Origin of the sequence: Pseudoneobacillus rhizosphaerae, assembly GCF_917563885.1 — a bacterium.
GTDB classification, from domain to species: domain Bacteria; phylum Bacillota; class Bacilli; order Bacillales; family Cytobacillaceae; genus Pseudoneobacillus; species Pseudoneobacillus rhizosphaerae.
Map to the genome: position 1 here is coordinate 67991 of NZ_CAKJTG010000008.1, position 18021 is coordinate 86011.

At 36.5% G+C, this 18021-nt stretch carries 18 protein-coding genes; all 18 read left to right on the forward strand.

Features of this window, described 5'->3' with window-relative positions; translation table 11 throughout:
- Entirely contained in the window at positions 1 to 2415 is a 2415-nt protein-coding gene (gene recD2 / locus LRP83_RS08370; RefSeq protein ID WP_230496245.1) for an SF1B family DNA helicase RecD2, read from the forward strand.
- A gap of 27 nt (positions 2416 to 2442) precedes the next feature.
- On the forward strand, positions 2443 to 2907 hold the full coding sequence (locus LRP83_RS08375; protein WP_230496246.1) for a PRC-barrel domain-containing protein: 465 nt from the start codon (positions 2443 to 2445) through the stop codon (positions 2905 to 2907).
- A 17-nt stretch (positions 2908 to 2924) separates the two neighbouring features.
- Positions 2925 to 3116: a YrzR-like zinc ribbon domain gene (locus tag LRP83_RS08380; RefSeq protein ID WP_230496247.1), complete on the forward strand. Its 192-nt coding sequence runs from the start codon at positions 2925 to 2927 to the stop codon at positions 3114 to 3116.
- 28 nt (positions 3117 to 3144) lie between these two features.
- On the forward strand, positions 3145 to 3276 hold the full coding sequence (locus LRP83_RS08385; RefSeq protein WP_230496248.1) for a YrzQ family protein: 132 nt from the start codon (positions 3145 to 3147) through the stop codon (positions 3274 to 3276).
- Positions 3277 to 3403: 127 nt separating this feature from the next.
- A complete protein-coding gene (locus LRP83_RS08390; protein WP_230496249.1) occupies positions 3404 to 4489 on the forward strand; it encodes an AI-2E family transporter in 1086 nt (361 codons plus the stop codon).
- Positions 4490 to 4817: 328 nt separating this feature from the next.
- Positions 4818 to 7451, forward strand: a complete 2634-nt coding sequence (alaS, locus tag LRP83_RS08395; RefSeq protein WP_230496250.1) for an alanine--tRNA ligase — start codon at positions 4818 to 4820, stop codon at positions 7449 to 7451.
- An 83-nt stretch (positions 7452 to 7534) separates the two neighbouring features.
- Entirely contained in the window at positions 7535 to 7801 is a 267-nt protein-coding gene (locus LRP83_RS08400; protein ID WP_230496251.1) for an IreB family regulatory phosphoprotein, read from the forward strand.
- Between the two features lie 2 nt (positions 7802 to 7803).
- The gene (gene ruvX / locus LRP83_RS08405) at positions 7804 to 8220 is read left to right on the forward strand and encodes a Holliday junction resolvase RuvX (RefSeq protein ID WP_230496252.1); all 417 of its coding nucleotides are present in this window, start codon (positions 7804 to 7806) and stop codon (positions 8218 to 8220) included.
- Between the two features lie 12 nt (positions 8221 to 8232).
- Positions 8233 to 8532 carry a DUF1292 domain-containing protein gene (locus LRP83_RS08410; RefSeq protein WP_230496253.1) on the forward strand — a complete coding sequence of 100 codons (300 nt, stop codon included), beginning with the start codon at positions 8233 to 8235 and terminating at the stop codon, positions 8530 to 8532.
- A gap of 174 nt (positions 8533 to 8706) precedes the next feature.
- Positions 8707 to 9834: an endolytic transglycosylase MltG gene (gene mltG / locus LRP83_RS08415; protein WP_230496254.1), complete on the forward strand. Its 1128-nt coding sequence runs from the start codon at positions 8707 to 8709 to the stop codon at positions 9832 to 9834.
- 397 nt (positions 9835 to 10231) lie between these two features.
- Entirely contained in the window at positions 10232 to 10870 is a 639-nt protein-coding gene (locus tag LRP83_RS08420; protein WP_230496255.1) for an O-methyltransferase, read from the forward strand.
- A 5-nt stretch (positions 10871 to 10875) separates the two neighbouring features.
- The gene (locus LRP83_RS08425; RefSeq protein WP_230496256.1) at positions 10876 to 11799 is read left to right on the forward strand and encodes a peptidase U32 family protein; all 924 of its coding nucleotides are present in this window, start codon (positions 10876 to 10878) and stop codon (positions 11797 to 11799) included.
- 41 nt (positions 11800 to 11840) lie between these two features.
- Entirely contained in the window at positions 11841 to 13109 is a 1269-nt protein-coding gene (locus LRP83_RS08430; protein WP_230496257.1) for a peptidase U32 family protein, read from the forward strand.
- Between the two features lie 5 nt (positions 13110 to 13114).
- Positions 13115 to 13750 (forward strand): uridine kinase, encoded by a 636-nt coding sequence (udk, locus tag LRP83_RS08435; RefSeq protein WP_230496258.1) that lies wholly within the window; start codon positions 13115 to 13117, stop codon positions 13748 to 13750.
- A 201-nt stretch (positions 13751 to 13951) separates the two neighbouring features.
- Complete coding sequence (gene greA, locus LRP83_RS08440) at positions 13952 to 14428, forward strand: transcription elongation factor GreA (RefSeq protein WP_230496259.1); 477 nt, start codon at positions 13952 to 13954, stop codon at positions 14426 to 14428.
- A gap of 127 nt (positions 14429 to 14555) precedes the next feature.
- On the forward strand, positions 14556 to 16316 hold the full coding sequence (locus tag LRP83_RS08445) for a peptidoglycan D,D-transpeptidase FtsI family protein (RefSeq protein WP_435531337.1): 1761 nt from the start codon (positions 14556 to 14558) through the stop codon (positions 16314 to 16316).
- Positions 16317 to 16406: 90 nt separating this feature from the next.
- Positions 16407 to 17108 carry a DUF1510 family protein gene (locus LRP83_RS08450; protein ID WP_230496261.1) on the forward strand — a complete coding sequence of 234 codons (702 nt, stop codon included), beginning with the start codon at positions 16407 to 16409 and terminating at the stop codon, positions 17106 to 17108.
- 257 nt (positions 17109 to 17365) lie between these two features.
- The gene (locus LRP83_RS08455; RefSeq protein ID WP_230496262.1) at positions 17366 to 18004 is read left to right on the forward strand and encodes a class I SAM-dependent methyltransferase; all 639 of its coding nucleotides are present in this window, start codon (positions 17366 to 17368) and stop codon (positions 18002 to 18004) included.
- Positions 18005 to 18021: the final 17 nt, after the last annotated feature.

Sequence of the window (18021 nt, forward strand, 5' to 3'; positions counted from 1 at the left end):
TTGAGCCAGCAAGAATCCTTAGATTTATTTTCTGAAAGTCGGAAATTTATGAAGGGCAAACATTTAGTCACGATTTTTCATAATGAACAAAATCTCTATACCGTCCTACGTATTCGGTTAGAAGAGACAAATGAATCATATGACGATAAGGAAGCTGTGATTACTGGATATTTTCCTAAGATTCTTGAACAGGATACGTATATTTTTTACGGTGAGTTAAAGGATCATCCTAAATTTGGTTTGCAGTTTCAGGCTGAACACTTCAGAAGAGATATACCGCAAACGAAGCAGGGGGTAATTAACTATCTCTCAAGCGAATTATTTAAAGGGATTGGAAAAAAGACAGCAGAAAGCATTGTTCAAACGCTAGGCGATAATGCGATTTCAAAAATTCTTAATAGCCCTTCTTTACTTGATAATATCCCGAAACTTCCACCAGAAAAAGCAAAGCAATTATACGATACATTGATGGAGCATCAAGGCCTAGAGCAGGTTATGATTGGCTTAAATCAGTACGGTTTTGGACCTCAGCTTTCGATGAAAATTTATCAAACGTATAAAGACCAAACATTACAAATCATTCAAAACAATCCCTATAAGCTTGTAGAAGATATTGAAGGAATTGGCTTTGGTCGAGCGGATGAACTTGGCTCTCATCTAGGTATTACAGGTAACCATCCAGACCGTATTAAGGCGGCTTGTTTATATACATTAGAGCTCGATTGTAATCAAACTGGTCATGTATATATTGAAGCAGAGGATTTGTTGAAGAAAGTTAAAGGGCTTTTAGAGGATAATTTACGTGATCATATTGATTATCTTGACATATCAACCGAAATTATTAAGTTGACAGAAGAAGGTAAGATTATCGGTGAGGAGCAAAAAGTTTATTTACCATCTCTTTATTTTTCTGAAAAAGGCTTAGTGAGGAACATAAAACGAATACTTGATCAAAAAGAATATGAAGAGCAATTTCCTGAATCTGAGTTTTTATTAGCTTTAGGTAAATTAGAAGAAAGAATTGGGGTAGAGTACGCTCCAAGTCAAAAGGATGCAATTCAGACTGCACTGATGTCCCCAATGCTTATCCTGACTGGTGGTCCAGGGACTGGAAAGACGACGGTTATTAAAGGGATTGTTGAGTTATATGCAGATTTACATGGTTGTTCTTTGAATCCGAAAGATTATAAAAAAGAGGAGCCATTTCCATTTTTATTAGCAGCCCCAACCGGAAGAGCAGCCAAACGGATGATGGAATCGACGGGGCTACCTGCAGTTACGATCCATCGATTACTTGGTTGGAATGGAACCGAGGGCTTTGATAAAAATGAAGATAATCCATTAGACGGTAAAATTCTGATTGTTGATGAAACCTCGATGTTGGATGTTTGGATTGCCCATCAGTTGTTTAAAGCACTCCCAGATCATATCCAGGTCATTATGGTTGGAGATGAAGACCAATTACCGTCTGTTGGACCAGGTCAGGTTTTAAAGGATTTATTACATTCAAAATGTATTCCAACTGTATGTTTAACCGATATATACCGACAAGCAGAAGGTTCCTCCATTATTGAACTTGCCCATGAAATGAAAAAAGGCCGATTGCCAAACAATATTACTCAACAGCAAAGGGACCGATCCTTTATTGCTTGTAATACTCACCAAATGGCAGATGTAATCGAAAAGGTTGTGAAAAATGCCAAGAACAAGGGGTATACAGCTAAAGATGTCCAAGTGCTTGCACCGATGTATAAAGGTCCGGCTGGTATTGATCGTTTAAATGTTTTACTTCAGGAAATTTTTAATCCCAATATAGGGAATACGAGAAAAGAGCTCCCTTTTGGAGATGTAAAATATCGAATTGGCGATAAGGTTTTGCAGCTTGTTAATCAGCCAGAAAGTAATGTCTTTAATGGGGATATTGGTGAAATTATTTCCATTTTTACTGCAAAGGAAAATACCGAGAAGCAGGATATGGTACTTGTTTCATTTGACGGAAATGAAGTTACGTATACGAAACAAGATTTAAATCAAATTACACACGCATTTTGTTGTTCTGTACATAAATCTCAGGGTAGTGAATTTCCAATTGTCATATTGCCCATTACACGAAGCTACTATAGGATGCTTCGTCGGAATCTAATTTACACGGCCATCACGAGAAGTAAGCAATTTTTAATTCTTTGCGGTGAAGTTGACGCCCTTAAACTGGGTGTGGAACGGACGGACGAGCAGAACCGAAATACTTCGCTCTGTGAAAAAATAAAAGCAGAATTCAACCCTATTTCTGATTTGAAAATTATTGAAGAGATGGATTCAGAAATAACAATAGAACAATATCTGCTTAAAGTAGACCCGATGATTGGAATGGAAAAGGTTACCCCTTATGATTTCTTAGGAGATGAGAAAAACTAAAAGTGTTCAGCAAAGGTGGGATGGTATTTGCGGACATTTTCATTACTAAAGGGGCTCCCAGTTTATGAAATGCAAAAGGGGAAAAAAATCGGTGAAGTTTGTGATTTAAATATTTCAACCGATGGTTTTGTTAAAGGGCTTATTATTAAAAAAGACGGTATTTTCAAGAAAAGTCAGACGATTGATATTAAGGATGTATCTTCTTTTGGTTGGGATGGGGTAATGATTGATAACGAGAAAGCTATTAAGGCTTTGACACCAGAATATACACTTCACCACCAACAGCAGCTTCAAGGGAAAATAGTCATGACTACTGAGGGTGAAGAGCTAGGAATTCTAGATGATGTATATTTTATGGAAGAATTGGGCACAATTGTAGGGTATGAGATATCGGATGGCTTCTTTTCGGATATAACCGAAGGTAAGCAAGTCGTAAAAACGTCTGAATCGCCCGCGATCGGAGAAGATGCCATCATCGTGAAGGTAAAATAACGTGAGGTGTCTTTTTCATGATGAAGTGTCCAAATTGTCAAAGCAAGGATATAGGTAAAATCGGGATCAATCAGTACTATTGCTGGAGCTGCTTTATAGAGCTATCGCTTGCTAAAGGGCTCATTCATACCCACCAAGTAGAAGAAGATGGTAGTTTAAGTTCGTTAGATGATCTATTTGAAGAAGAGGATCGTCGTTACAGCGTTTAAAACTAACTATAAAAAGAGGTGAGACGGTATGAATAAAATGTTGACCTCTGCAATCGTTTTTGGTGCTGGGATGGTTGCTTATAACTATGCTCAAAAAAATAATCTAGTGTCCAATCGTCAAATGCGTAAGATGACTAAAAGAATTACAAAAATGTTTTAATTAAAAAGCTGGCTATAAAAGGGAACAATCCCTTTACTATAGCCAGCTTTTTTTATAATTAAATTTAGATGAATATTTCCAAACCACTGATAAAAACTATCTATGCAAAGGAGGGAGAAGCAGGCAAATGGATATTCGGATGAAATGGTATTATCGATTAGGGTTTCTCCTCTTACTATTTGTAGTGACATATGTTTTTTTTAAAATTGGAATGGTTTGGCAGCCGATTTTAAAAATCATTCTAACGGTTTTATTCCCTTTTTTTGTGGCTGGACTAATAACGTATCTACTACATCCGTTAGTAGAAAAAATCCATCAAATGGGACTTCATCGCGGGTTAGCAGTGATTATTATTTACACCCTTTTTTTTGGAGGGATAGGATTCGCCTTGTACAAGGGAATTCCTGTTTTTATTAAACAAATAAGAGATCTTAGTGAAAGTTTACCACAATTTGCCGATCAATATCGATTTTGGCTTAGGGAGATTCAAAATCAAACTTCAGAATGGCCAATGGGAATCCATGAGCGAATAGAGGATGGAATAGTTGCCTTTGAAGGAAGGCTTGAGCGGCTATTAAGCACAGTTTTAACTAGTATGGTAAACATTTTTAACTCAATTTTTGTGATTGCTCTCATTCCATTTATCGCCTTTTATATGTTAAAGGATTTCAAAGTATTAAAGAAGGCAGCTTGGTATTTAACTCCGAAAAAATGGCGACACCAAGGAGTTCATTTTTTAAGAGATGTTAATGAATCACTTGGTAGCTATATTCGTGGGCAATTACTAGTTTGTGTGATTATCGGTTCTGTTTCTTCAGCTTTGTTCTGGTTTATCGATATGAAATATCCGTTATTACTAGGATTTATTATCGGAGTGACAAATGTGATACCTTACTTTGGGCCGGTGATAGGCGCAATACCTGCAGTGATTATTGCTGCTACCGTTTCGATGAAAATGGTCATATTTATTGCCATTATAATATTTGGGCTTCAATTTTTAGAGGGTAATATATTGTCACCTTTAATTGTGGGGAAAAGTCTACATATGCATCCACTTATGATTATGATGGCACTCTTAGCCGGTGGTGAAGTAAGTGGTATTCTGGGCTTGATACTAGCTGTACCAATCTTAGCTGTCGTAAAAGTAGCCATTTTGCATGCGCGAAACCATTTTATGAAAAAGAATGAGGGAACTTTAGATTCAGAACATTGACAAAGCATTTTTCTGTCGCTATAATTCGGCTATATAGTTGTTATATTGTAAAAATGTTGATGGGTCCAGTATGTTATAGTCCATTTCAAGAGAGGAATCTCCATGGCTGTGAGAGATTCTAAATGAAGGATAACAGAAAGCTATTCCGGAATGCAGCTAATCCCTGCCGTTACTCCCGCGTTAAGGGGCTTGAGAGATGAGTGAGCTTTTCATTCATAATCAGGGTGGTACCGCGAAGCTTTAGCCCTCGTCCCTGTTTTTGGGATGAGGGCTTTTTTGTGTACTTTTTTATTGCTACTATTTGTAAATGAAACTAGGAGGAAAAAGAATGAAAAATTTATCAGGTTCCGAAATTCGCAGCTTGTTTCTAGATTTTTTTAAAGAAAAAGGACATTCAGTTGAGCCAAGTGCACCGCTAGTACCTCATGACGACCCGTCACTGCTATGGATTAATAGTGGTGTTGCTACGTTGAAGAAATATTTTGATGGTCGAGTTATTCCTGATAACCCACGCATCACTAATGCTCAAAAATCAATTCGCACAAATGATATTGAAAACGTTGGAAAAACAGCTCGCCATCATACATTCTTTGAAATGCTTGGTAACTTTTCAATTGGTGAATATTTCAAAGTAGAGGCAATTGAATGGGCTTGGGAATTTTTAACAGACGAAAAATGGATTGGCTTTGATAAAGAAAAATTATCCGTTACGATCCATCCTGAAGATCATGAAGCATTTGATATTTGGAAAGATAAAATTGGTATTCCTGAAGAACGAATTATTCGTCTTGAAGGTAATTTCTGGGATATTGGTGAAGGGCCAAGTGGACCGAATACAGAAATTTTTTACGACCGCGGTGAAGAATATGGGAACGACTTAAACGATCCAGAATTATATCCAGGCGGAGAAAATGATCGTTATTTAGAAGTGTGGAATCTTGTGTTCTCACAATTTAACCATAACCCAGATGGCACCTATACTCCACTTCCAAAGAAAAATATTGATACTGGAATGGGCCTAGAGCGTATGGCATCTGTTGTCCAAAATGTGCCTACAAACTTTGATACCGATTTATTTATGCCTATTATCAATGCGACTGAAGAAATTTCAGGTGAGAAATATCGAGTTAATAAAGATAAAGATGTTGCTTTTAAGGTAATTGCTGATCATATTAGAACGGTTGCTTTCGCTGTAGGAGATGGTGCACTGCCATCTAATGAAGGTCGTGGTTATGTGTTACGTCGTTTATTGCGCCGCGCTGTTCGCTATGCAAAGCAAATCAACATCAACCGTCCATTTATGTTCGAATTAGTTCCAGTTGTAGGAGAAATCATGCAAGATTTTTACCCACAAGTAAATGATAAAACAGAGTTTATTCAAAAAGTTATTAAAAACGAGGAAGAGCGTTTCCATGAAACTCTTCACGATGGATTAGCGATTTTATCAAGCGTAATTAAAAAAGAAAAAGCAAATGGCAACGATACGATTCCAGGTGATGCAATATTCCGTTTGTATGATACGTATGGCTTCCCTGTTGAGTTAACAGAGGAATATGCTGAAGAAGAAGGCATGAAGGTCGATCATGAAGGCTTTGAAAAAGAAATGGAGCTTCAACGTGAGCGTGCTCGTGCTGCAAGACAAGACGTTGATTCTATGCAGGTTCAAGGTGGAGTGTTGGGAGAAATTACAGTAGAAAGTACATTCACTGGATATGACCAATTAGAATCTACTTCAACCGTAACCGTATTATTAAAGGATGGTCAACCAATAGATGAGGCTCATCCTGGTGATGAAGTACAATTCATGCTTGATGTTACTCCTTTTTATGCTGAAAGTGGGGGACAAATTGCCGATAAAGGTACAATTGAAGCTACTGGATTGAGAGTAACTGTTAAGGATATACAAAAGGCTCCAAATGGCCAAAATCTACATTCAGCAGTTGTGAAAGATGGAATTTTAAAGGCAAATATTGAAGTTGTTGCTAAAGTTGATTCAGAAAATCGTAGTAAAGTGATTAAAAATCATACAGCGACTCATCTATTACACAGAGCACTAAAAGATGTATTAGGCGAACATGTTAACCAAGCAGGGTCACAAGTTGGACCTGATCGTTTACGATTCGATTTCTCACACTTTGGCCAAATTTCACCTGAAGAATTAGAACAAATTGAAAAAATTGTTAATGAACAAATTTGGAAAAGTATTTCCGTGAAAATTGATAATATGGCTATTGATGAAGCTAAAAAAATGGGGGCAATGGCGCTATTTGGTGAAAAATATGGTAATATTGTTCGTGTTGTTCAAGTAGCTGATTACAGTATCGAGCTTTGTGGTGGCTGTCACGTACCAAATACTTCAACTATTGGTTTATTCAAAATTGCTTCTGAGGGTGGTATTGGAGCAGGTACAAGAAGAATTGAAGCTGTTACCGGTGAGGAAGCCTACAAGTTGCTAAATTCACAAATTGGATTATTAAAAGAAGTTGCTGATAAACTTAAGAGTAATCCAAAAGATGTTCCAACTCGCTTAGATGGACTATTAGCAGAAATGAAGCAGTTACAAAAAGAAAATGAATCACTTGCAGCTAAATTAGGTAATATCGAAGCAGGGAATCTCGTTTCGAAAGTAAAGGAAATCAACGGAGTTCAAGTTTTAGTTGCGAAAGTACAAGCAAGTGATATGAACAATTTACGAAATATGGCGGATGAGCTCAAACAAAAATTACAATCCGCTGTGCTTGTATTAGGTAGTAATACCGATGGTAAGGTACAATTAATTGCTGCAGTAACTAGTGATTTGATCGAAAAGGGTTACCATGCAGGGAAAATTGTGAAAGAAGTAGCACTTCGTTGTGATGGAAGTGGTGGTGGACGCCCTGACATGGCACAAGCTGGAGGAAAGGATCCTAATAAATTAGACAGTGCTTTAAATTACGTTGAAGAATTTCTTCAAACGGTTTAGGTTTAACATTAGGACAAACTAGTGTAGAATATAGGTAACAATTAACATTTGTATCCTGCCAACAAAAAAGCGAGGTGCTTAATGTGAGTTCATTTGATAAAACGATGAGATTTAATTTTCCTGAAGAGCCGTATGAACATGATGTAAATGAGGTATTATTGAAAGTGTATGAGGCTTTACAAGAAAAAGGGTACAATCCTATCAATCAAATTGTCGGTTATTTACTATCAGGTGACCCAGCCTATATCCCCAGACATCAAGACGCTAGAAGTATTATCCGTAAGCTTGAAAGAGATGAAATTATTGAAGAGCTAGTAAAGTTTTACTTAAAGAGACATCGTGAGGGATAAACATGCGTGTAATGGGTCTAGACGTCGGCTCTAAAACAGTCGGCGTTGCTATTAGTGATGAATTAGGATGGACAGCTCAAGGCCTAGAAACATTAAAGATAAACGAAGAACAAAATTTGTTTGGCTTTGAGCAGCTTGGAAAACTCATTCACGAGTATAAAGTAGAAAAAGTAGTCGTAGGTCTTCCGAAGAATATGAACGGAACGATTGGTCCTCGCGGCGAAGCAAGCCAAAAGTTTGCGCAAGAGCTTGAAACAAGATTCGGCATTACGCCCATTCTATGGGATGAGCGTCTGACCACGATGGCAGCAGAACGAGTTTTAATAGAGGCCGACGTAAGTCGAAAAAAGCGAAAAAAGGTCATTGATAAAATGGCAGCTGTTATGATCCTTCAAGGATATCTTGACAGTAAAAATTAATGAGGTGAAAACATGGAAAACGGTGAAAAAAATATTACAGTAATTGATGAAAATGGTAATGAAACTTTATGTGAAATCCTTCTTACATTTGATTCAGAGCAATTCGGTAAATCATATGTGTTATACACACCAGTAGGTTCAGATGATGAAAACGAAGATGAAGAATTAGAAATTCATGCTTATTCATATAATCCAGGTGAAGGTGAAGATGGCGGAGAATTAATGCCAATCGAAACTGAAGAAGAATGGGATATGATCGAGGAAATGGTAAATACCTTCTTTGATGAGCAAGAGGAAGAAGACAACGAATAAAATGAAAAACCGACCTTAATAGGTCGGTTTTTTTTTAGAAATACGACATATCCCATTAAGAAACCTAATATTTCTACAAACTTAGCTAAAAAATATAGTATAATGATTCGAGATAAGATTTAGACAATAGGGAAAGCAATCAAAAATCCCTGACAGTTAGGGGGAATAAAAGTGATGGACGACCATAAATCGAAGAAAGAAACGGTACGACAAAAACTCCTAGAGCAGCAAAAAGAAGCAAGGATCGCTAGAAAAATTGTTTTTATCATCACTACAGTTATTTTGGTACTAGCAATCAGTATCATAGGTGGAGGTTATTATTATATTTCATCAGCATTAAAGCCAGTTAATCCAGAAAGCAAGCTTGAGAAAAAAATTGAGATTCCGATAGGCTCTTCAGTAACAGGTATTTCACAAATATTAGAAGAGAATGGAATTATAAAAAATGCTAAGGTTTTTAAATACTATGTGAAATTTAAAAATGAATCTGGCTTTATGGCAGGAGATTATACACTTAGTCCATCAATGACAATTCCTACTATTATTGATAACTTAAAAACTGGATTAGTCAATAAAGAAGTAGCACTAAAAATTACCCTTCCAGAAGGAATACAGCTACAGCAAATAGCTGAAATCATAGCAAATAAGACCAATCAAGAATCAACAGATGTCTTAAAAACCCTGAATGATAAGAAATTCATTGAAGCTTTAATGAAAAAGTATCCTACTGTATTAACAAAGGAAATTTTTGCTGAAGATATTAAATACCCATTAGAAGGCTATTTATATCCAGCAACGTATTCTTTTTATAAGGATAATCCAACTCTTGAAGAAGTAGTATCCGTCATGATCGAGAAAACAAATGATGTACTGGGCGGTTATTGGGATGAGATGGAAAAGCAGAAGTATACTCCTCATAAGCTATTAACAATGGCTTCTTTAATCGAGGAGGAGGCGACAGAACAGGTTGATCGACACAAAATATCAAGCGTCTTTTTTAATCGAATCGAAGTAGGTATGCCTTTACAAACAGATCCAACCGTGCTTTATGCAAAGGGTAAGCATAAAAGTAGGGTCTTATATGAAGATTTGGAAGTAGATTCTCCTTATAATACTTATAAAGTCAAAGGATTACCGCCAAGTCCAATAGCGAATGCAGGTTCCATGTCGATTGAAGCCTCCTTATTTCCAGAGGAAACCGACTACCTATTTTTCTTAGCTACACCAGAAGGAGAAGTCCTATTCTCTAAAACATTGAATGAACATAATCAGAAAAAGGCTGAACATATAACGAATAATTAAAACTAATTTAGAATTGTCCAGCTACAGCGCCTAGCCCCTCGATGGAAGAAATAAACCCCTTTCTTCCTAGGTCATAAGCCACTCCCATTAATAAGGCAAAACCACCTTCTTAATGGGAGCGTCTTATGCTTGTCGGGGCTGACCAAGGCGCTTTCGCTTTTCTAAGTGGGAATCAGAGAAAAATTAGCATTCCCTCTTTTTTTATGTTAAAATAATTCAAGTGTTTTGGTATAGGGACTTTATAGTAGAGTCGAGTAGCGTTATCCACAGTAGTGAGGAAACAAGCCCTATGGTGCTTGGGAAAAATGATGTAAGATCATTTTTTTGTAAAATCACACGGTGAACGCTTTTTTTCATGTCTAAATCAAAGTAAAGATTAGGATAGAGGTGGTGCAGCTTGATTAAAGAAGAGTTGCAAACATATATCGAAAAGAAAATTCAGCCTAGAAACGAACTGCTTCATGAAATGGAAGAGTATGCATTAGTTGAAAATGTTCCGATAATGGAATTAATCGGTATTGAAGCATTACTGCAAATACTTCGAATTCATCACCCAAGTGTCATACTTGAGGTTGGAGCGGCAATTGGATATTCGGCCTTACGAATGTCTTTTGCACTGCCAGAAGCTAAGATAATTACAATTGAACGTGATGAAGAACGGGCAAAAAAAGCAGATACCTACATCAATCGAGCGAGAAAAAATTCTAATGTAATATTAATTAAAGGTGATGCACTTGAAGCAGAAGAAATAATTAAAGCACATGGTCCATTTGATGCGATTTTTATCGATGCAGCGAAGGGTCAATACCAGCGCTTTTTTGAAATATATACAAAATACTTAAATGCAAATGGCATCATTATCACCGATAATATTCTTTTTAAAGGATTAGTTTGTGAGGAGAAAATCGAAAACAAGCGAATACGTAGTCTAGTAAAAAAAATCGATGGATTTAATGATTGGTTAATGAACCATCCTGACTACGACACAGCCATTCTTCCAGTTGGAGACGGAATTGCAATTAGTAAAAAGAGGTGAAAGGTATGAAAAAGCCAGAATTATTAGTAACACCTACAAAGGTTGAAGATATTCATTCATTAATTGCTGCTGGAGCAGATGCATTTGTTATTGGTGAACAGCGGTATGGATTACGTCTAGCTGGTGAATTTAACCGTAGTGATGTCCAAAAGGCAATTGGAATTGCCCACGAATACGGTAAAAAAGTGTATGTCGCCATGAATGCGATTTTTCATAACAATAAAATGGACGAGCTTAGCGATTATCTACAATTTTTAAAGGAACAAAATGTAGATGCCGTTATATTTGGGGATCCTGCTGTTCTTATGACTGCAAGAGAAGTAGCTCCGGAATTGCCATTACACTGGAATACAGAAACAACAGCAACAAACTGGTTTACTTGTAACTATTGGGGTAAACGTGGGGCTAAACGAGCTGTTTTAGCACGTGAAATTAATATGGATGCCATCATTGAAATAAAAGAAAACGCTGAAGTAGAAATTGAGGTACAAGTACACGGTATGACAGCTATGTTTCAATCCAAGCGATCATTATTAGGCCATTATTTTGAGTATCAAGGTAATGTAAATGAACTAGATAAGCAACAAAAGAATATGATTCTACATGATAAAGAACGTGCTAATAAATATCCGATTTTTGAGGATGAAAATGGAACGCACATCATGAGCCCTAATGACATTTGTATCATTGATGAACTTCAAGAGCTATTAGAGGCGGGTATTAACTCACTTAAGATTGATGGAATTCTCCATTCTTCTGAATACATTATCGAAGTCACTAAGTTATATCGAGAAGCTGTCGATTTATTTCACGAAGATCCAGATCTTTACGACGATAAAAAAAGTGAATTCCTTGAGAAAATTGAGGCTATCCAACCGGAAAATCGACCTTTGGATACTGGATTTTTCTTTAAAGAAACCGTTTATTAAGCTCATAAACAGCAGGACAAATATATAGGAGGTACACAACAATGGTCACTACAAAACAACCGATTTTTCAATTTATTGATGGAAAACGCGTAATTGTAAAAAAGCCAGAGTTACTTGCACCAGCAGGAAATCTTGAAAAGCTTAAAATTGCTGTCCATTATGGAGCAGATGCTGTTTTTATAGGTGGCCAAGAATATGGTCTACGCTCAAACGCCGACAATTTTACGTTCGAAGAAATGAAAGAAGGCGTAGAATTTGCAAATAAATATGGAGCAAGAATATATGTAACTACAAATATTTTCGCCCATAATGAAAATATTGACGGGTTAGAAGAGTATTTAGAAGGTATTCAAGAAGCGGGAGTAGCAGGAATAATTGTTGCTGACCCGTTAATTATTGAAACATGTAAAAAGGTTGCTCCTAAACTTGAAATTCATTTAAGTACCCAACAATCACTATCCAACTGGAAGGCTGTTCAATATTGGAAAGAAGAAGGCTTAGAGCGGGTCGTCTTAGCACGTGAAACAAGTGCAGAAGAAATCCAATTAATGAAAGAAAAAGTGGATATCGAAATTGAAACGTTCATTCATGGGGCTATGTGTATTGCTTATTCTGGTCGTTGTACATTGAGTAACCATATGACAGCGCGCGATTCAAATCGTGGTGGCTGTTGCCAATCATGTCGATGGGATTATGACTTATACGAGCAAACATCTGACGAAGAAAAAGCGTTATTTAAGGATGAAGATGCACCATTTGCGATGAGTCCTAAGGATTTAAAGCTGATTGAATCCATCCCTAGAATGATTGAAATCGGTATTGATAGCTTGAAAATCGAAGGTCGTATGAAGTCAATTCACTATATTGCAACGGTTGTAAGTGTGTATCGAAAAGTAATTGATGCCTATTGTGCGGATCCCGATCATTTCAAAATTCAAAAGGAATGGCTAGAGGAATTAGATAAATGTGCAAACCGTGAAACAGCTACTGCATTTTTTGAAGGCGTTCCTGGGTATAAAGAGCAAATGTTTGGAAATCATAGCAAAAAGACAACCTTTGATTTCGTTGGACTAGTGCTTGATTATAACCATGAAACGAAAATTGTTACCCTTCAACAGCGTAATCACTTTAAACCAGGTAATGAAGTTGAGTTCTTTGGACCGGAAATCGAGAATTTCACTCAGGTTATTGATAAGATTTGGGATGAAAAAGGAAACGAACTAGATGCGGCACGTCATCCATTACAAATTGTTCAATTTAAAGTTGATCAACCGGTTTACCCTAACAACATGATGCGAAAGGAGCTCTAACTAGAATGGAACGCAAGCCAGTTGTTATCGGTGTTGCCGGGGGATCCGGCTCAGGAAAAACTAGTGTTACAAAATCAATTTATGATTCGTTTAAAGGGCATTCCATTTTAATGCTAGAGCAAGATTTTTATTATAAGGATCAAAGTCACCTTCCATTTGAAGAACGATTAAAAACGAATTATGATCATCCCTTGGCCTTTGATAATGACCTATTAATTGAACATATCAATAAACTTTTAAATCATGAAGCGATTGAAAAGCCCGTTTATGATTACGCTGTTCATACACGCTCTGACCAAGTAATATATGTTGAACCTCAGGATGTTATTATTTTAGAAGGAATTTTAGTTTTAGAGGATGAGCGTTTACGCGATTTAATGGATATTAAACTTTTTGTAGATACAGATGCAGACCTTCGAATCATTAGACGAATGTTGCGAGATATTAAGGAAAGAGGCCGTTCAATTGATTCTGTTATTGACCAATATATTGGGGTTGTACGACCAATGCATAACCAGTTTATTGAACCAACAAAAAGATATGCGGACGTGATTATCCCAGAAGGTGGACACAATCATGTTGCAATCGATTTAATGGTAACAAAAATTCAAACAATTCTTGAACAAAAGTCTTTTTTATGAAACAATAGCATAGATAATCTTTAAACTCTGTTAATTTTTTGGAAAAATTCAGTTATAATCAGAATAATGTGTAACAGAGAATATACAGTTCATTGAGAACTGAAGCCGAGCGCGTCCCTTGATAACGGACGCGCACTATTACATACACTTGAAAGCGCAATCTATTTGGGGGATTGTGAAGACTAGAAGGAGTGAATATCTTTGGCAGTAGAAAAAGTATTTCCAATGACTCTTGCAGGAAAAGAAAAATTGGAACAAGAACTAGAAATGTTAAAATCAGTTAAACGTAAGGAAGTTGTCGAGCGTATCAAAATTGCTCGTAGCTTTGGAGATTTATCGGAAAACTCTGAGTACGATTCGGCAAAAGAAGAGCAAGCTTTCGTTGAAGGCCGTATTACAACTTTAGAAAACATGATTCGTAATGCGAAAATTATTGAAGAGGCAGATATGGGTACAGATGGTGTGACACTTGGACGATCTGTTACATTTGTCGAACTACCAGATGGTGAGGAAGAAACATATATCATAGTTGGTAGTGCTGAAGCCGATCCGTTTGAAGGAAAAATTTCAAATGATTCTCCAATTGCTAAAAGTTTAATGGGTAAAAAGGTTGGAGATGAAGTGAACGTACAAACTCCTGGTGGAGATATGGCTGTTAGAATTACCGAAATTAAATAATGTATATCCTAAGGACCTTTCTAACAATGAGAGGTCCTTTTCTATTGCTACTTAAGTCAAATTATCGTAATTATTTGTTTGAAAATTCGATATTTCGTCAACACTTTTGACGAGGTGTGTTAAAATGATTTGGAAAAAACGAGCTCTTTATTCGCTTGGCTTTTGGCTGCTAGGTATTTTTGCTTTAATGGGGAGACTTATCCAATTACAGCTAGTATCAACAGAAGATTTAACTAAACATCATGTTAATCTTATTGAGGCGAGCGTGAATCAACGCTCACAAGAAATGGTCGTGGACAATGGCAGAGGGAACTTTATAGATCGAAATGGTGAACCTTTAACACAAGAAAAGTTACCTGTTTTAATTTTATTTCCATTTTTAAGCAAGATGGATTGGGATATGACATCAATAGCTACTATACTGGGTATTTCTAGTTCATCATTAAAAAATGAGATTGAAAAAAATGATAAACCATTTGCTTTAGGTGAACCTGACCCCATTCTTTTAACGAAAGAACAAATGGAAAAAATTAATTCACTTCATATACCAGGTGTTTTTGCAGTCAATAAAAAATATAACCTCACAGATTACCCTGCAGAGCAGCTCATTGGAATTATTCGAGAAAATCCTAATGAACTAAAAAGAAGGTACCCAGATAAAGAGTTATCAACTCAAACATTAATAGGTGTTTCAGGTATGGAAGAGAGCTTTGATGAGTTTTTATTACCTGAAGGGAAATCGAAGCTTGTTTATCATGTAGATGGTGATGGGTCTCCACTTTTCGGGATAAATGTTAAATATGTTGACCCAGCAAACCCTTTTTATCCTGTAAACATTAAAACAACGATTGATACTTACTTCCAAAATGAAGCTGAAAGGCTTGTAGACGAGTACGGAATAACAAAAGGGGGATTAGTTTTATTAGACATTCAAAATAATTCCGTGTTAGCCTCAGTATCAAGACCGAATATTAATCTTAAAGACCCATATAATGGTTTAGGAATGCACAATATGATGATTGAACAGCAAATAGTCGGATCTATCTTCAAAACAGTTGTAGCTGCTGCAGCCATTGATTACAATTTGGATGAACCTAGCAGAATGTTTGACTGCAATGTTATTAATGGAAAGCCGGATTTACAACACCAATATGGGCTGCTTAATTTTTCTGATAGTTTTGCAAGAAGCTGTAATAATACTTTTGGAACGATAGCTAGGGAATTAAAAGAAATTGACCCAAATATCCTTGAAGATTACGCTGGGCGTTTAGGCTTAAGCGAAATCGTTGGCTGGGCTGGAGATGTTTATCATTTTGAAAACTTCCGTCAATTAAAAGATGAGAAAAAAGGTCGAGTGTTTACGTCTGAGGATGCGAAAAAAGATCAGAATTTTGTTTATTATTCAGGTATTGGTCAGCATGAGGTAAGAGCAACTCCTTTGGCAATCGTTAATATGATGGCCACTATTGCTCGTGGTGGTAAAAAGGAAATGGTTCGGGTTGCTTCCAAAATAGAATATAAAAATCAAACCACAATGACCGAATTCGATAAAAAAATTCTCCCAGGCGAAACAATTGCTCCTTACACAGCTATGAAGCTTCAAAAACTGTTAAGAGAAGTTATTATCAATGAAAATGGTACAGGCAGATGGTTTCAGGAACTTCCTTTTGAAGTTGCTGGAAAATCTGGTACCGCCCAAACAGGTGTAATAGGAGAAAATAATCAAGAATTACATAATAAATGGTTTGCTGGCTATTTTCCTTATAAAAATCCTCGTTATGCCTTAGTAACCGTAAATCTAGGAGTTCCTGCTGATGAAGGTGGAGTTAATCCGTTATTTGCAGACATGGTTAAGCTTATATATGAGAAAGAACAGCAAAATCAATAATAAAGACCCATTACTTATTTCTTCAAGTTCTTTCTTATACATGTTAAAATAGGAGACATCGTATTGAACCAAAGTAAGGGAGAGAAGAGAATGAAACATAAAGATTTTCAGTTTAATGGACCTTCTCGTTCGAATCAAAGGGCGAAAAGGAGAAAAACAAATTTAATCTTAAATAGTTTAATTGTGATTGTATTACTATTAATTATAATTGTTTCTTTTTCCATTTTCTTTAGTAACGGGGATAAAGCAACCGAGAAAGTTTCTGATCAAAATATCGAAACTAATGCCAAAGATAAAGAAGATGAAGCAAATGCCTCTGTGGAGGAAGAAGAAACTAATAATACAGATCTAGAAGAAGAAGCTGTTGAAACAACTACTCCCGTTGATTCGGAAACAGAATCAGATGATACTGTTACAGAAAATGAAACAGTCACTGAACCAGAATCAGAAGATATTGTAACAGAAGGCAGTAGTGATCCAAATGTCAAGACAACCATTACAAATCCAGATTGGCAAGCTGTCGGGACTGTACAATCAGGTGAACATGTCCCTGTCTACAATGAGAGTTCCACTGATTGGCAAGAAATGCTTAAGGCTATCTCATATGGTACTGGTATTGAACAAAGTAATATGACAGTCTGGTTTCTAGGAAGAAATAAACAAGGGCCCCAAAATCAATCTGTAGCTACCGTCACAACAAAAGACAACTCACAAACCTACCGCGTATTTATAGAATGGGTAGACAATCAAGGCTGGAAACCTATTAAAATCGAAGAACTATACGAACGATAAAAAACAAGAGGACTGAACTTCACCACTCTAAAGTGGTGGGGGACAGTCCCCTTTTGCGTTTATGCGGTGAAGGACTGGGGGACAGTCCCCCAGTGCTTTAATGCGTTGGTGTGTAAGGGATTGGCATTCTATTTTAAGGAAGATATGTTGATTGTTTAAGAGCTTTGTGATAAATTGGGAACAGGTTATTTTTTAATTCATAGTATACTCATAGGAATTTATGTATATAAAAATGTATACACGTGGGAGTGGAGATAATGGGTCGTGAATTTTTGGAGTTGTTTGAGCAGTGGGCAGATTATTATGATGATACCGTTTATGGACATGACGAAGAATACAAGGAAGTTTTTTTACATTATAATCGCATTTTAGAAGAAGTAGTAAAAAGATCTAAAGGTCATGTAGTGGAATTCGGAGTTGGAACTGGTAATTTAACTTCTAAACTGTTAGACAAAGGTCTTGAAGTTACTGGAATTGAACCGTCATCTGCTATGAGAAAGATTGCAAATGAAAAGCTTAGTGAACGTGTTCAAGTTCTAGATGGTGATTTCTTGAGCTTTCCTGAGGTGAAATCGATTGATACGTTTGTAAGTACGTATGCTTTTCATCACTTAACAGACACAGAAAAAGAACAAGCGATAGAGAATTATGGAAAAAGCCTTGCATCTGGTGGTAAAATAGTCTTTGCGGATACGATGTACGAGTCTGAGGAAGCTTATGAAAGAGCCATCTCAGACGCGTTGTCAAAAGGCTTTCTAAATCTTGCAACAGATCTTAAAACGGAATATTACACTACTATTCCTATATTAAGAGCCATTTTGGAAAAACACGGTTTCCAAGTTCATTTTGATAGATGTAACGATTTCGTGTGGATTTTAGAGGCTGAAAAAATGTAAAGAAAGAGGTTTTTTAG

What these genes read in the sequence shown, in the direction of transcription:
- LRP83_RS08380 (WP_230496247.1), top strand. Translation starts at nt 2,925, where the DNA reads ATGATGAAGTGTCCAAATTGTCAAAGCAAGGATATAGGTAAAATCGGG.
- LRP83_RS08385 (WP_230496248.1), top strand. Translation starts at nt 3,145, where the DNA reads ATGAATAAAATGTTGACCTCTGCAATCGTTTTTGGTGCTGGGATGGTT.
- LRP83_RS08390 (WP_230496249.1), top strand. Translation starts at nt 3,404, where the DNA reads ATGGATATTCGGATGAAATGGTATTATCGATTAGGGTTTCTCCTCTTA.
- alaS (WP_230496250.1), top strand. Translation starts at nt 4,818, where the DNA reads ATGAAAAATTTATCAGGTTCCGAAATTCGCAGCTTGTTTCTAGATTTT.
- ruvX (WP_230496252.1), top strand. Translation starts at nt 7,804, where the DNA reads ATGCGTGTAATGGGTCTAGACGTCGGCTCTAAAACAGTCGGCGTTGCT.
- LRP83_RS08410 (WP_230496253.1), top strand. Translation starts at nt 8,233, where the DNA reads ATGGAAAACGGTGAAAAAAATATTACAGTAATTGATGAAAATGGTAAT.
- mltG (WP_230496254.1), top strand. Translation starts at nt 8,707, where the DNA reads ATGGACGACCATAAATCGAAGAAAGAAACGGTACGACAAAAACTCCTA.
- LRP83_RS08425 (WP_230496256.1), top strand. Translation starts at nt 10,876, where the DNA reads ATGAAAAAGCCAGAATTATTAGTAACACCTACAAAGGTTGAAGATATT.
- LRP83_RS08430 (WP_230496257.1), top strand. Translation starts at nt 11,841, where the DNA reads ATGGTCACTACAAAACAACCGATTTTTCAATTTATTGATGGAAAACGC.
- udk (WP_230496258.1), top strand. Translation starts at nt 13,115, where the DNA reads ATGGAACGCAAGCCAGTTGTTATCGGTGTTGCCGGGGGATCCGGCTCA.
- LRP83_RS08450 (WP_230496261.1), top strand. Translation starts at nt 16,407, where the DNA reads ATGAAACATAAAGATTTTCAGTTTAATGGACCTTCTCGTTCGAATCAA.
- LRP83_RS08455 (WP_230496262.1), top strand. Translation starts at nt 17,366, where the DNA reads ATGGGTCGTGAATTTTTGGAGTTGTTTGAGCAGTGGGCAGATTATTAT.